We start from the raw sequence: 14,339 nt of genomic DNA on the forward strand, positions 1-14,339 counted from the left end.
GCTACGCCTCGGGCTCCTGCGCGTCCAGCGCAGTGAGGTAGGTGCGGGCGTCACCGGCGGTGGCGATGGACCCGGTGACCAACACGCCCATGCCGTCTTCGCCAGACTCTTCGGCGACCTCGCGCGCCAGTTCCACCGCCGCCGGCAGATGCGCCTCGACCCGAACGCGGTCGTCACCGAACACGTCGTACGCCACCTCCGCCAGCTCAGCGACGTCCATCGCACGTGGGGATGAGTTCTGAGTAATCACTACCTCGCGCAGCTCGGGCTCCAGCGCTGTCAGCATCTGGCGTGCGTCTTTGTCCCCAAAAATCGACACCACCCCGATCAGACCCGTGTAATTGAAGTCCCGCTCGAGTGCGGAGGCGAGGGTGCGGGCACCGTGGGGGTTATGGGCGGCGTCGATAAGCACGACCGGGTCCTTACCAAAACGCTCAATCCGCCCCGGGACCGTCACCTGGTCAAATCCCGCGCGAACGGCGTCGGCATCAAGCGGGTGCTCGCGGGTCACGCCGAAGAACGCCTCCACCGCGGCGAGCGCAAGCGACGCATTCGCCACCTGGTGGGCGCCTGCGAGTGGAAGGAAGATGCCGTCGTACTCTCCACCGAGTCCGCGCAGCGTGAGCTGTTGGCCGCCGACGGCGACCGTGGACTCCCCCACCGCGAACTCGCTGCCACTCCGAGCAACGATTGCCTCGGTCTCCACTGCACGCTCGAGAATCGCGTGCATCGCGTCCGGTTCCTGCTCGGCGACCACCGCAATGTTTTCCGCCGGGCTCAACGCGCTCACGCCGTCCGCCTCGCGGGGCTTAATAATCCCGGCCTTCTGTGCCGCGATCGCTGCGATGGTCTGGCCAAGGAACGCTTGGTGGTCAAGCCCGATCGGGGTAATCACGGCGACATCGGCGTCCACCACATTCGTCGCGTCCCAGGTCCCGCCCATGCCGACCTCTAGGACGGCGACGTCGACGGGCGCGTCCGTAAACGCCACGAACGCCATGGCTACGAGCACTTCAAAGCGGCTCAGCGGGGTGGCAAACTGCGCGTCGACCATGTCCACGAAGGGCTCGAGCTCGTCAAAGATTTCCACGAAGCGTTCCGGCGCGATCTCGGCGCCGTCGATGAGCATCGTCTCGGTCACCCGCGTGAGCTCAGGACTGGTGAACAGCCCCACGCGGTGTCCCAGTGCGCGCAGCAACGACTCCGTCATCCGCGCGGTCGACGTCTTCCCGTTCGTGCCCGCAACCTGGATCACCTTCAGCGTGCGCTCGGGCGAACCGAGTAAATCCATCAATGCGGCAACGCGGTCAAGGCTCGGGTTCGGGTCGGCGGCACCGGCGCGAGCATCAAGCTTCTCGCTGACCCGCGTGAGTGCAGCGCTATCCTCGGAGTAGTCAGGGACCCGACTCATCGGTTCGCCGTCGTCGCTCGCCAGCTGCCCAACGCGCATCCCCACCAGCCCAGCGAGGCGCGCAAGCTCGTCGTTCTCCGAGCCTTCCGGAGACCCGTCGGGCTCGGCGCTGTCGGCGGCCCGAGTATCACCCAGACCCCGAGTATCACCCAGATTCAACGTCATGCCACTGTCCGTCATGGAGATACGGCCGAACTCCGTGTCGCGCTCACGCACCGGCGTGAGCTCGTCACGTTCCTGCTCGTCGCTGTGGCTGGTGTTGTCGCTGTGGTTGTGCTGCTCGCTCATGCGAGCCAGTCTACTTCTCCGGCAGCGTCTCCAGTCGCGCGGTCACGCGCTCGAATTCCTCTTGCGCAACCTTCTGCCGCACCTTGATCTTCTCCACGACCTGCTCCGGCGCGTTGGTCAGGAACTGCTCATTGGAAAGCTTCGCACCGGTGGTGTCCAGCTCCTTCTGCGCGGCGGCGAGCTCCTTCTCCAGGCGCTTGCGCTCGGCAGCCACGTCGACCGTACCGGAGGTATCCAGCGCCACGTCGAGGTTGACCTGGCTCAGGCGCATCTCGATGCTTGCCGACGCCGCAAAGTCCTCACCCGGCGCCTCCACTCGAGCGATCTGGCGCACCATGTCCTCCTGGCCAGCCAGGTCCGCGGACGCGAAGTCCAAGCGCGCCGGCACCTTCTGTGACGGCTTCACGCCCTGGTCGGCGCGGAAGCGGCGCAGCTCGGTGATGAGCTTGATGGAGTCCTCGACGCGGCGGCGCGCGTCGAGGTCCGTCTCCACACCACCGTTTGTGTCGTCTGCGGTCGGCCACGCAGCCGTGGTCACGGTCTCCTCACCGGTCAGCGCAGTCCACAGGACCTCGGTAATAAACGGCATGGTCGGGTGCAGCAGGCGCAAGACCACGTCGAGGACACGGCCCAGCACGATCTGGGTGTTGCGGCCCCGCTCCTGTTCTTCCGCTGACGCGTCAGCGTCAGCACGCGGGATCTGGGTCTTGGCAATCTCGAGGTACCAGTCGCACAGCTCGTCCCAAGCGAAGTGGTAAAGCGCCTCGTTGGCCTTTGCAAACTGGTAGTCGTCCAGGTAGGCGTCGACGCGCTTGCGGAGTTCCTCGGCGCGGTCGAGGATCCAGCGGTCGGCGTCGGTAAGCGCTTGGCGCTGTGGCAGCTCGCCGACCCCGGCGCCGTTCATCAGCGCGAACTTCGTGGCGTTGTACAGCTTGGTAGCAAAATTGCGGGCGGCCACGGCGTGGTCGTCGCCGATGGGCAGGTCCACGCCCGGGTTCGCGCCGCGGGCCAGGGCGAAGCGCAGCGCATCCGCACCGAAGCGGCCGACCCAGTCCATCGGATCGATGCCGTTGCCCAGGGACTTGGACATCTTGCGGCCCTTTTCGTCGCGCACCAGGCCGTGCAGGTAGAGGTCCGTGAAGGGCACCTGCGGCCGGCCACCCTTGCCCTCGCCGAGGATCTCCGGGGTGAACTTGCCGGCAAAGGTGCCAAACATCATCATGCGCGCCACCCAGAAGAACAGGATGTCGTACGCGGTGACGAGGACGGAGGTCGGGTAGAACTTGTCCAGCTCAGGCGTCTTCTCGGGCCAGCCCATCGTGGAGAACGGCCACAGCGCGGAGGAGAACCAGGTGTCCAACACGTCCGGGTCCTGCTCGTAGCCGGCGGGCGCTTCCTCGTCGGGGCCGACGCACACCACGTCGCGCTCGCCGTTTTCGTCTTCCGGCCCGTACCAGATCGGGATGCGGTGACCCCACCACAGCTGGCGCGAGATGGTCCAGTCGTGCATATTGTCCACCCAGTCGAAGTAGCGCTTCTCCATCGACTGCGGGTGGATTACCGTGTCGCCGTTGCGCACGGCGTCACCGGACATCTGGGCGAGTTTGTCCACCTTCACAAACCACTGCAGCGACAGGCGCGGCTCGATCGGCTCGCCGGAGCGCTCCGAGTGGCCGACGGAGTGCACGTAGGGGCGGATCTCCTTGACAATGCGGCCCTGCTCCGCGAGTGCCTCGCGCACGGCGACGCGCGCTTCCTCGCGGCTCAAACCGTCGAAGCGGGTGCCCGTGTTGACGATGCGGGCCTGCTCATCCATGATGATCGGCATGTCCAGGTTGTGGCGCAGGCCCATCTCGTAATCGTTCGGGTCGTGCGCCGGCGTGATCTTCACCGCGCCCGTGCCCAGCTCCATATCTACGTAGTCGTCGGCGATGACCTTGACCTTGAGGTCGTCGCGCAGCGGGTGGTCGAACTCCTCGCCGATGAGGTGCGCGTAACGCTCGTCGTCCGGGTGGACGGCGATCGCCACGTCACCCAGCATAGTTTCGACACGGGTGGTGGCCACGACGAGGTGCGGCGCATCGTCGTCAAGCGAGCCGTACCGGATAGAGACGAACTCGCCCTCGACGTCCTTGTACACCACCTCAATGTCCGACACCGCGGTCTCGAGCACCGGCGACCAGTTCACCAGGCGGTAGTCGCGGTACACCATGCCCTGGTCGTACAGCTGCTTGAAGATGGTCTGCACCGCCTTGGACAGCCCATCATCCAGCGTAAAGCGCTCCCGCGACCAGTCGACCGAATCGCCGATCGCCCGCATCTGCGTGGTGATCGTGCCGCCGTACTGCTGCTTCCACTCCCAGACGCGCTCGATGAACTCTTCGCGGCCGTAGTCGTAGCGGTCCTTGCCCTCCTCGGCCTTGAGCTTCGCCTCCACCTTGGTCTGCGTAGCAATGCCGGCGTGGTCCATGCCGGGCAGCCACAGCACCTCGTAGCCTTGCATGCGCTTGCGGCGCACGAGGGAATCCATCAGCGTGTGGTCGAGCGCATGGCCCATGTGCAGCTGGCCGGTCACGTTCGGCGGCGGCAGCATGATGGAGTAGGCGGGCTTGTCGGATGCGGGGTCCGCCGTGAAGTAGCCCTTGTCCACCCACTTCTCGTACAGCGTGGACTCGTGGTCCTGCGGTTCCCAGCTCTTGGGAAGGGCGTCCGCGCGGTTCTTGCCTACTAAATCATTCGTCGCTTCACTCACGGTTGCCCATCATAGCCCCCGCTCAGAACAGCGCGTCAGCCACTTCGGCTTCCTGCCTGAGCGCGTCCACGTTCGCCTGGATGCGCTCGCGCTGGAAGTCGCTCACCTCCAGCCCTGCGACGGGCTCCCACGTCCCGCCGGTCCCCACTGCCGGCACGCCGAAGACCAGGCCAGCGTCGACGCCGTATTCGCTTGTCGACGCCTGCGCCACCGTCACCCAACGCCCATCGGTCCCCTGCACCCAGTCCCGCATGTGGTCCACGGCGGCAGACGCCGCCGACGCCGCGGAGGACTTCCCGCGCACCTCGATGATCTCGCCGCCGCGCTTGGCCACGCGCGGGATGAACTCGTCGACGTACCAGTCCCGGTCCACCTTGTTGGCCAGCGGCTCGCCGTTCACGGTGGCGTAGGTGATGTCTGGGAACTGCGTGTCTGCGTGGTTGCCCCACACCACCAACCGCTCGAGCGCGGTGGAGGGCACGTCGAGGTGCTGTGCCAGCATGGACAGCGCGCGGTTGTGGTCCAAGCGCATCATCGCATTGAAGCGATCGTCGGGAATGTCCGGGGCCGACTTCGAAGCGATGTAGGCGTTAGTGTTGGCGGGGTTGCCGACGACGAGGACGCGGATGTCCTGCGCCGCGGCGTCGTTCAGCGCCTTGCCCTGCTCGATGAAAATCTTGCCGTTGGCCGCGAGCATGTCGGCGCGAGACTCGCCCTTTCCGCGCGGCTTGGCGCCGACCAGGAACGCCGCGTTCGCTCCCTCGAATGCCTTGGCCGCGTTGTCAGCGACAGTGATGGTGTTGAGCAGCGGGAGTGCAGAATCGGCGAGTTCCATCGCGGTCCCCTCCGCGGCGCGCACGGCAGCGGGGATCTCCAGCAGCGTGAGGTTGACCGGCTGGTCCTTGCCAAAGACGTCGCCGGAGGCGACACGCCAGAGCAGCGAGTAAGCAATGTTGCCTGCGGCTCCAGTGACCACAACGTTGACGGGCTGTACCGGGGATTTCGTCATCATGACTCCTTGGCTCGGATGTGTGCTCGATCGTTTACCCGACGAGTATAGAAACGCGACGCCGGTGGGTACTCGCGCATCTCCCCCCATTTGGGCACAACTTTGGCCAGCTTCTGTGGTTTTCGCTTCGAATGGGGACATCGGGGGCGCATGTGGTGCACGATGGAAACGTATGACCTTGGCGTTGACGCGCACCGACCCCTGCCCGCCCTGCATGACCCGAAGGAGACCCTGTGACGCAACAGCACAAGAGCAGTGACGCAGCTGACGCAGTTGACGCAATTGACGGGGCTGCCCAGACCTCAGATACGGGCGAAGCGCGGGCCGACTCCGGCGCCGCATCTTCCGATTCGCTGGACGCGGTCGTCGATACCGCGCTGCGAATGTTTTCCGCGGACGGGTTTCACGACACAAAGCTGGACGCGATTGCCAAGGAATCCGGCATGTCCAAGCGCAAGATCCACTACAACTTCGGGGACAAAAAAGGGCTGTATACGCGGGCGACGCTGCGCGCCCTCGAGCGCCTCACCCCACCCGAGCACGTGTTGAATCGCTCCTACGCCGTACCCGTCGAGGGGATGCGCAAGTTCATCGACGCGCTCTACACGGCCGTCAAGCATAACCCCGATTCCGCAGGCATCCTGCTGCGCGAGGAGTTGGACCCGGTGCTTGACGGCACCACGTCGGCACTCACCCAGCGCACCGACACCGTCGCGCTGCACCTGGAACGCCTCCTGCTCATCGGTCAGGACTCGGGCGCGTTCCGCCCCGGAATCTCGGCCGATGACGTACTGGTGTTGCTCGTCTCGCTCAGCTTCTTCCCCACCGCTTTGGGCGACGTCGCGGAGGGGCTGCGCAACATAAACTTTCGCTCCGAGCGCAACAACACTGGCCTGCGCAGGATGGTCATCGACGCGGTCATCGCGTTCCTGACCACCAACATTTCCCCGTCCGGGTACGACAGCTACTTGGAACCGACGCCTGCGGCGGACGCGACGGACTTACCCGAAGTCCACACCATCGCGGATGTGAGCGCCGACTATCTCGACGACCCGGAGACGCGCATTTACTAACGCGCGCCGCGACCCGCGCGCAGGGCGCGCTTAGGCCGAGCGCTGCTCTTCGTCCGTCAGGTACTGCGGCTCGGCCTCGCCCCGCACCACGTCCGCGGAGATGACCACGCGGTTCACGCCCTCACGGTCGGGGAGGTCGTACATGATGGGCACCAACAGCTCCTCCATGATCCCGCGCAGTCCGCGAGCGCCGGTCTTGCGTTCCGCCGCCTTGTCTGCAATGAGCCCGAGCGCCTCGCCATCCAGCTCAAGCTCGGCACCGTCCATAGCGAACAGGCGCTGATACTGCTTCACCAGGGAGTTCTTCGGCTCCGTGAGCACACGCACCATGGCGTCGCGGTCCAGGTCCTCCACGCTGGCCAGCACCGGCAGACGGCCGATGAACTCGGGGATCAGTCCGAACTTCACCAGGTCGGCCGGCTGCACCTGGGAAAGCAGGTTGGCCTCGTCGCGCTCCGCCTTCGAGTCGATCTCTGCGCCGAAACCGATCCCCTTCTTACCCACGCGCTCCGCGATGACCTTGTCCAGACCAGCGAAGGCGCCGGCCACGATGAACAGGATGTTCGTGGTATCAAGCTGGATGAATTCCTGATTCGGGTGCTTGCGCCCACCCTGCGGCGGGACCGACGCGACCGTGCCCTCCAGGATCTTCAGCAGCGCCTGCTGCACGCCCTCGCCGGAGACGTCACGCGTGATCGACGGGTTCTCCGACTTGCGCGAGATCTTGTCTACCTCGTCGACGTAGATGATCCCAGTCTGCGCGCGGTTGACGTCAAAGTCCGCCGCCTGCAGCAGCTTCAGCAGGATGTTCTCCACGTCCTCGCCCACGTACCCGGCTTCGGTCAGGCTTGTCGCGTCCGCGATTGCAAACGGGACGTTGAGCATTCGGGCCAGCGTTTGCGCAAGGTACGTCTTACCGGAGCCGGTCGGGCCGAGCAGAAGAATGTTGGATTTGGAGATCTCCACGTCCTCCTCGCGGCGGCGCCCCGTCGATGCAAGCGACTCTGCCTTGATGCGCTTGTAGTGGTTGTACACCGCGACGGCGAGCGTCCGCTTCGCCTGATCCTGCCCAATGACGTACTGGTCCAAAAACGCCGTGATTTCGGACGGCCGCGGGAGCCGCTCCGGGTCACCAGCCTGCCCCTGCTGCGAGCTCGCGAGCTCCTCTTCGATGATCTCGTTGCACAGCTCAATGCACTCATCGCAGATGTACACACCGCCGCCTGCGATGAGCTTGCGGACCTGCTTCTGGCTCTTTCCGCAAAACGAGCACTTAAGCAGATCCGATCCGTCGTGTGTTGCTGCCATGTGCGCTATTTACTCCCGTTCGTGCAATCGCCGTGCGGTCTTTCCGTGCAATATACGTGCCCCCGCCACGGACTGACCAAAAGGTTAGATTTCAAGTGTAGTTCCTACGTCAAACCAACGGGCGCACGCCCACGCTGGTTCCCGTTTTGCGCAACAATGGTTGCCGGACCTGCATTTCAGCGGAAAGGACGCAGACAATGACTCACCTTCACGTCACCGAACATGGGGATCCGACTCGCCCGACGGTGGTGCTGCTCAGCTCCATCGCCACAACACACGAGGCCTGGTCCAAACAGGTCCCCGTCTTGGAGGGCGCCTTCCGTGTCGTCACCGTTGATCACCGCGGTCACGGCAAGTCCGACAAGGCTCGGGTTGCGCCCGGGGCATCGCTTATCGACGACCTCGCGTCCGACATCCTCCACGCCCTCGACGAGGCGGGCGTGGACCGCTTCAGCATCGTCGGACTTTCGCTCGGCGGGGCGCTGGCGCAGTACATCGCCGCCACCAGCGGCCGCGTGGACAAGGCTGTGTTCGCCTGCACCGCCACCTACCTTGGCGGGCAGGACAAGTGGTCCGAGCGCACCGCCCTCACCCGCGAGCAGGGCACAGCGGCGCTGGCCGACGGGATGATGGGCAACTGGTTCACCGACGGGTTCCGGAAATCGCACCCGGACGAGGTGCAGCGTATCCATGACATGGTGTCCGGCATCGACGGTGAAGGCTACGCACAAAACGGCGACGCCCTGGCCAAGTGGGACTTTGCCGACCGCCTGGGCGAGATCACCTGCCCGGTGCTGACGATCGCCGGAGCACAGGACCCGTCAACGCCTCCCGCAGAGTTGGAGAAGATCGCGCGCGGCGTCGCGGGGCCGGTGAAGTCGGTGGTGATCGACCCTGGTTCGCACCAGGTTGGCATCGAGCGCCCCGAGGAATTCAACCGGGCCTTGACCGCGTTTCTCTAGGCCGCATCGGCTACGCTAGTAGCGTTCATCGTCGCCGGAAAGGATCTGCTCGTGAAACGCAACCGTACCCAGTCTGTTCTCGCAGCGCTCGTTGCTGCAACGGTATTGGCGGGTTGCTCGTCTTCCGAGGGCGACGAAGCTCGCCTGGCGGAGCCGGTGATCGACTTCCCCGCGACGAGCACGACGGCGTCGCCGACGACGTCGAAGTCCACGTCCACCTCTACATCGAAGAGCGCGGACGAGGACGACGAGGAGGAAACGACGAAGTCGTCGTCGACAAGCACGTCGAAGGCCTCTGAAAAGTCCAGCTCGGAAAAGAAGACCTCGACGAAGAAAACCTCCGAGAAGTCCACGAGCACGCGCAAGACCAGCACCCGCCGAGCCGCAAAGGACGAGGTGGAAGAGCAGGTGATTACGGAGACGGTGCCGGTGGATGACGGCTCGAATGGGTGCGCGTGGCCGGCGCAGGGCGAGGGCAGCGGCAACCAGGAGTACAGCACGTTCTGCGACGGCACCTGGGCGCGCACCATCACGCCTGAAAACGAGCAGGAGTACTTCTGGACTTCCGAAGGCGGAACCTGGACCAGCGTGGACCCGACTGGGTCGAATGAGAACGGCGTGTGCTGGGCCCGCGAGCCGTTTGCGCAAGCGCCTGAGGCCGTGAAGAACGCTGTGCCGTTCTGCGCGTAATACGGGATAGTCCGCGCGCAAACAACGCCACCCGGTTCACTGCCGGGTGGCGTTGTTGGGTGCAGCGCGGGAAGCACCCGCGCGAAGCGTTAGGCGTTGAGCTTGCGGTAGTCAAAGACCTGGTCGATGATCCCGTATTCCACCGATTCCTGGGCGGTAAGGATCTTGTCGCGGTCGGTGTCCTCGCGGACCTGCTCCGCGGTGCGGCCCGTGTGGCGGGCCAGCGTGTCCTCCATGAGGCGGCGCATGCGCTCGATCTCGTTGGCCTGGATCTCCAGGTCAGAGACCTGCCCCTGGGTGCCCTGGGTGGCCGGCTGGTGGATGAGCACGCGGGAGTTGGGTAGCGCAGCGCGCTTTCCCGGGGCGCCGGCGGCGAGGATCACGGCAGCTGCGGACGCGGCCTGCCCGAGGCAGACGGTCTGCACATCGGGGCGGACGTACTGCATCGTGTCGTAAATCGCCATCAGTGCGGTGAAGGAGCCGCCCGGCGAGTTGATGTACATGGTGATGTCGCGGTCCGGGTCCTGCGACTCGAGGACCAGCAGCTGCGCCATGATGTCATTGGCGGAGGTGTCATCCACCTGGGTGCCCAGGAAGACAATGCGCTCTTCAAAGAGCTTGCCGTACGGGTCGATCTGCTTGGTACCAAAGGAGGTTTCCTCCAGGAACTGCGGCAGGACGTAGCGGGAGTTCGGCATCTGGAAAGTCATAAGTTCAGTCCTTTGCGTTGAGGGTGTTCCGGGTTAGTTACCAACTGGGCCGTCGGTCTGCGCAACGTTCTCAATGACGTGGTCGACGATGCCGTACTCCAACGCCTGCTGGGCGGTGAACCAGCGGTCACGGTCCGAGTCCTTGGTGATCTGCTCGAAGGTCTGGCCGGTGTGCTCGGCAATCAACTCAGCCATCTCGCGCTTGGTCTGCGCGAACTGCTCCGCCTGGATCGCGATGTCCGCCGCGGTGCCGCCGACGCCTGCGGACGGCTGGTGCATCATGATGCGCGCGTGCGGCAGCGCGTAGCGCTTGCCCTTCGTCCCGCCGGAGAGCAGGAACTGGCCCATCGACGCGGCGAGGCCCATGCCGTACGTAGCCACGTCGCACGGCGCGTACTTCATCGTGTCATAGATCGCCATGCCGGCCGTCACGGAGCCGCCGGGAGAGTTAATGTACAGCGAAATGTCGCGCGTGGGGTCCTCCGCGGACAGCAGCAGGATCTGCGCGCAAAGCTTGTTCGCAATCTCATCATCAACCTGCTGACCGAGGAAGATGATGCGCTCACGCAGCAGGCGCTCGTAGACGGAGTCTCCGAGGTTCATGCCGTTAGCTGGGGATGTCATATGACGCTCCTTTAATCCTTCGTTTCCGTTGAGTCAATGCCCCTACCCTACTCGGGGCCGCGCGCAATGTGGACCCTGTTCGCTACCGGCGTACGCGCCGTCCGATTCGCGTCGCCCGCGCACGAAAAAAGCCACCGCCCGCACGTGGGGCAGTGGCTTCACTGGGCAGGGGCAGCGTATCGACGCCCCCGTGACCGCTTACTTCTCTTCGGTCGCCTCAGCGGACTCGTTGGACTCTGCAGCTTCAGTGGACTCTGCAGCCTCGTCCTCATCCTCGATCTCGCCGAAGTACTCGTTCGGGTCGATGGTGTTGCCGTCCTCGTCGGTGACGGAGGTGCGGCAGATGGCTGCGGCGAGGGCCTTGCCGCGACGCACGTCTGCGAACAGGTTGCCAATCTGGCCGGACTGCTGCAGCTGGGCCACGAACTGGTTCGGGTCCATGCCGTAGGACTGCGCGGTGAACAGGATGTGGTCGGTGAGCTCTTCCTGGGAGACCTCCGGCTTCTCCTCCTCAGCGACGGCGTCGAGGAACAGCTGGGTGCGCACAGACTCCTCTGCCTGCTCGCGGGTCTGCTTGTCAAACTCCTCGCGGGTGGTGCCCTGCGCCTCGAGCAGCTGAGCCAGCGCGTTCTCGTCGTGCGCCATCTGGCCGAGCAGCTGGTGCAGCTGGTTGTGCGCCTGCTCCTCAACAACGGAGTCCGGCAGCTCGAAGGTGGACTCGGAGAGCGCGGCCTTGAGGACCTCATCGCGGATGTCCGCGGCCTGCTTCGTCTTGGTGTCCTCTTCCAGCTGGGACTTGGTAGCCTCGCGCAGTTCGTCGACGGTGTCGTATGCGGAAGCTTCCTGCACGAAATCGTCGTCAAGCTCGGGGAGCTTGCGCTCCTTGGACTGCTGGACGTGGACCTTGAAGGTGGCCTCCTCGCCCTTGTGCTCGCCCTGCTCGATGGTGGCGGTAAACTCGGCGTCCTCGCCGGTCTTCATGCCGCGCAGCGCGGTGTCCAGGCCCTTGACCAGGTCGTCGCTGCCGATCTGGTAGGTCAGGCCTTCGGAGGAAGCGTCCTCGAGCTTCTCGCCGTTGACGGTTGCCTCGAGGTCGATGATGGCAAAGTCATCGGTCTTCATCTTGCGCTTGGTGTCCTTGAGCTCGCCGAAGCGGGAGCGCAGGTTGTCCAGCTCTGCCTCGACGGCCTCGTCGTCGACCTTGATGGCCGGGACGGTCACAGCGATCTTGGAGAAGTCCGGCACGGTGATCTCCGGGCGGACGTCAACCTCAGCGGTGAACTCGACGACGTCGTTGTCCTCGATCTTGGTGATCTCCAGCTCCGGCTGGGCCAGCGGGGTCAGCTCGTTCTCCGCGATGGCCTGCTCGTAGCGCTGCGGCACCATGTCGTTGACAACCTGCTCGAGGATGGGGCCGCGGCCAAAGCGCGCGTCGATAAGCTGGCGCGGAGCCTTGCCACGACGGAAGCCCGGGATGTTGACCTGCTGTGCAATGGACTTGTAAGCCTGGTCAATTTCCTTACCGAGCTCGTCGAAGGGGACGCTCACGTTCAGCTTGACGCGAGTCTCACTGAGCTTATCGACGGAAGTCTTCACGAAGTAACTCCTGTACTAGTTGATTGAAAAAGATTCGTATGTGCAGCAAGCCCGCTCACGAGGAGCGGGCTTGCTCTTGTCGGGGCGACAGGATTTGAACCTGCGACCCCCTGCTCCCAAAGCAGGTGCGCTACCAAGCTGCGCCACGCCCCGCAATTTTTACGGCATGAGCTGCGGTAAAGCAGGATGGTGGGGCACCCTACCAACTCACGCTAAGCAATTGTAGCGTGCAGCGTACGCGCAATGGAATTAAGGCCCCGTTAAACCGGGTGCGGTGGCGTCGACAAGCAATTACCATGGCAAAACAAAAAGGAGACAGCCATGAAACGCACCGTCGCGCTCGTTGCACTACTCCCCCTCGCTGCGTGCGCACCCAGCCAGGACCTGCGGGAGCACTTGCTTCACGACGCCCCATTCACCCTCGCAGACGTCGCCCGCGAGTCGACCGGCAAAACCGTCGATCGGGCGTACGCGTGGTGCCCCTACCACGACGCGTCGCAGGCCGCTGGGCTCGGCTTTGACGAGCAAGACTTCTTCAGCATCAACCGCAACCCGAGCGCGTGGGAAACCAACACCGGCATCGGGCTCATCTTTACGGACGGAAGCTCCTCCGTCGAATGGTTCGAGCCGGAAGAGATCAACGCCTGCGGAAACGGAATTGAGTCTGGGACCGAGCTCGACCCGGGCGCGGAGCTACGCACACACGTGGAAAAGGTAGAATATTCCGGATCATCTTCCGGGATTGACCAACGCGAGGTGAGGGTGCTCGAGCGTTGAGGGCGGCGTCCCGCACTACCGGTTTTACCGGGAGAAAGTGGAGGGAATGACGGGAATCGAACCCGCGTCTTCAGCTTGGAAGGCTGAGGTATTAGCCACTATACGACATTCCCATAACGCGAAATCAGCGCGAAATCGCTGTGGAAAGTGTAGCGCAGGGCCGGAGTGAAACCAAACCCGCGCCGCATACGCTGCTGCGCGATCATCCCGGCATGCATACTCTCGGTGTGACAAACCTCGACCTCCCCAAGGATGTGACGTTCGTGTTGTGGCCGTTTGTTTTCTTGTTCGTCGGCATCGCACTGTGCGCCTTCATCGTGAACCGCAGTGGCAACGACCCGCGCGAGCGCGTGCTTTTCGACACCGCAGTGTCCGATGCAAAACGCTGGACGGACCACCTGGGCACGCAATTGTCGGGGCTCACGGGCAAGGACGAGGCGTCGCGGCAGGCGCTGGCGGACGCGAACGAGCGGCACGACGCGGCGCAAAAAGCACTCGCGTACGCCCAAGCACCTGACGAGGTACGCGCCGCCCGCAACGCGGCGCTGGAGGGCATGCACTACCTCAACGCCGCACGCGAGATCATGGGCATGGCGACGGAGTCGACCCTTCCGAAGCTCCGGGGCCAACTCGAGGCGGGAAGAGTGGGCGAAGAACGGATGATCCGGCAGGAGGACGGGCCGACGCTGCTGGCATCACCCACGCCGTCGGTAAGCACTCCGCACTTCTACCCCGGCGGCGCGGTCGCGGGTCGCCCGGTGCCGGCCGGCTGGTACTCCGATCCGTGGTGGAAGCAGGCGCTCGTCGCGGGCACGTGGGCCGCGGGTGCTGCGGCACTCTCCTCCTCCGTGTACGCGGAGGCCGAGGAAGATCCCCGCAAGAAGATGGAGTCCGCATCTGGCAGCGGAGGTGGCAGTGGCGACTGGTCGAGCACCCCATCCTCCGGCAACGCCACCTTTGACAACGAAAGCAGGGGCGGCGGGTTCGACGTCGACGACGACCGGGGGCGCGGCGATGGCGGAAGTGACAACGACAGTGGCGGGGGCGGCTGGTTTGGCGGCTTCTTCGGCGGGGACGGCGGTGACGGGGGCGGCGACGGCGGGGGCGGGGACTAACACGCAGATATTCAAAGCCCTGCC

Annotated in this window: 12 protein-coding genes and 2 tRNA genes; 5 read left to right on the forward strand and 9 right to left on the reverse strand. The window is 64.6% G+C overall.

Annotation, left to right across the window (positions count from 1 at the left end):
* Position 1: 1 nt before the first annotated feature.
* The 3 genes from EAW56_RS04090 to EAW56_RS04100 are packed head-to-tail and all read right to left on the reverse strand — an operon-like array spanning position 2 to position 5,463.
* The gene (locus tag EAW56_RS04090; protein WP_122085224.1) at positions 2–1,699 is read right to left on the reverse strand and encodes a bifunctional folylpolyglutamate synthase/dihydrofolate synthase; all 1,698 of its coding nucleotides are present in this window, start codon (positions 1,697–1,699) and stop codon (positions 2–4) included.
* A gap of 10 nt (positions 1,700–1,709) precedes the next feature.
* Positions 1,710–4,451: a valine--tRNA ligase gene (locus EAW56_RS04095; protein ID WP_122085226.1), complete on the reverse strand. Its 2,742-nt coding sequence runs from the start codon at positions 4,449–4,451 to the stop codon at positions 1,710–1,712.
* Positions 4,452–4,473: 22 nt separating this feature from the next.
* On the reverse strand, positions 4,474–5,463 hold the full coding sequence (locus EAW56_RS04100; RefSeq protein ID WP_369825021.1) for a malate dehydrogenase: 990 nt from the start codon (positions 5,461–5,463) through the stop codon (positions 4,474–4,476).
* A gap of 230 nt (positions 5,464–5,693) precedes the next feature.
* Between EAW56_RS04100 and EAW56_RS04105 the strand changes: the two genes are divergently transcribed.
* Positions 5,694–6,533 carry a TetR/AcrR family transcriptional regulator gene (locus EAW56_RS04105; protein WP_122085228.1) on the forward strand — a complete coding sequence of 280 codons (840 nt, stop codon included), beginning with the start codon at positions 5,694–5,696 and terminating at the stop codon, positions 6,531–6,533.
* A gap of 30 nt (positions 6,534–6,563) precedes the next feature.
* On the opposite strand, the gene clpX is transcribed toward EAW56_RS04105, so the two are convergent.
* On the reverse strand, positions 6,564–7,841 hold the full coding sequence (gene clpX, locus EAW56_RS04110; RefSeq protein WP_095275437.1) for an ATP-dependent Clp protease ATP-binding subunit ClpX: 1,278 nt from the start codon (positions 7,839–7,841) through the stop codon (positions 6,564–6,566).
* A 197-nt stretch (positions 7,842–8,038) separates the two neighbouring features.
* On the opposite strand from clpX, the gene EAW56_RS04115 reads away from it, so the two are divergent.
* Positions 8,039–8,803: an alpha/beta fold hydrolase gene (locus EAW56_RS04115; protein ID WP_095275436.1), complete on the forward strand. Its 765-nt coding sequence runs from the start codon at positions 8,039–8,041 to the stop codon at positions 8,801–8,803.
* A gap of 51 nt (positions 8,804–8,854) precedes the next feature.
* Positions 8,855–9,493 carry a hypothetical protein gene (locus EAW56_RS12545; RefSeq protein WP_133064723.1) on the forward strand — a complete coding sequence of 213 codons (639 nt, stop codon included), beginning with the start codon at positions 8,855–8,857 and terminating at the stop codon, positions 9,491–9,493.
* An 89-nt stretch (positions 9,494–9,582) separates the two neighbouring features.
* Here the strand turns inward: EAW56_RS12545 and EAW56_RS04130 are convergent, their stop codons facing one another.
* The 4 genes from EAW56_RS04130 to EAW56_RS04145 all read right to left on the reverse strand — a co-directional run bounded on the left by EAW56_RS04130 (position 9,583) and on the right by EAW56_RS04145 (position 12,576).
* Complete coding sequence (locus EAW56_RS04130; RefSeq protein WP_095275433.1) at positions 9,583–10,203, reverse strand: ATP-dependent Clp protease proteolytic subunit; 621 nt, start codon at positions 10,201–10,203, stop codon at positions 9,583–9,585.
* A gap of 33 nt (positions 10,204–10,236) precedes the next feature.
* The gene (locus tag EAW56_RS04135) at positions 10,237–10,827 is read right to left on the reverse strand and encodes an ATP-dependent Clp protease proteolytic subunit (RefSeq protein WP_095275432.1); all 591 of its coding nucleotides are present in this window, start codon (positions 10,825–10,827) and stop codon (positions 10,237–10,239) included.
* Between the two features lie 198 nt (positions 10,828–11,025).
* On the reverse strand, positions 11,026–12,423 hold the full coding sequence (gene tig, locus EAW56_RS04140) for a trigger factor (protein ID WP_095535397.1): 1,398 nt from the start codon (positions 12,421–12,423) through the stop codon (positions 11,026–11,028).
* A gap of 79 nt (positions 12,424–12,502) precedes the next feature.
* Positions 12,503–12,576, reverse strand: a tRNA-Pro gene (locus EAW56_RS04145).
* 168 nt (positions 12,577–12,744) lie between these two features.
* Here EAW56_RS04145 and EAW56_RS04150 point away from each other — a divergent pair.
* The gene (locus EAW56_RS04150) at positions 12,745–13,200 is read left to right on the forward strand and encodes a hypothetical protein (protein ID WP_122085230.1); all 456 of its coding nucleotides are present in this window, start codon (positions 12,745–12,747) and stop codon (positions 13,198–13,200) included.
* Between the two features lie 38 nt (positions 13,201–13,238).
* On the opposite strand, the gene EAW56_RS04155 is transcribed toward EAW56_RS04150, so the two are convergent.
* Positions 13,239–13,313 (reverse strand) — tRNA-Gly (locus tag EAW56_RS04155).
* Positions 13,314–13,427: 114 nt separating this feature from the next.
* On the opposite strand from EAW56_RS04155, the gene EAW56_RS04160 reads away from it, so the two are divergent.
* Positions 13,428–14,315: a DUF1542 domain-containing protein gene (locus EAW56_RS04160; protein ID WP_244213349.1), complete on the forward strand. Its 888-nt coding sequence runs from the start codon at positions 13,428–13,430 to the stop codon at positions 14,313–14,315.
* Positions 14,316–14,339 lie beyond the last annotated feature (24 nt).

This window comes from Corynebacterium gottingense (assembly GCF_003693265.1).
Classification (GTDB): Bacteria; Actinomycetota; Actinomycetes; order Mycobacteriales; family Mycobacteriaceae; genus Corynebacterium; species Corynebacterium gottingense.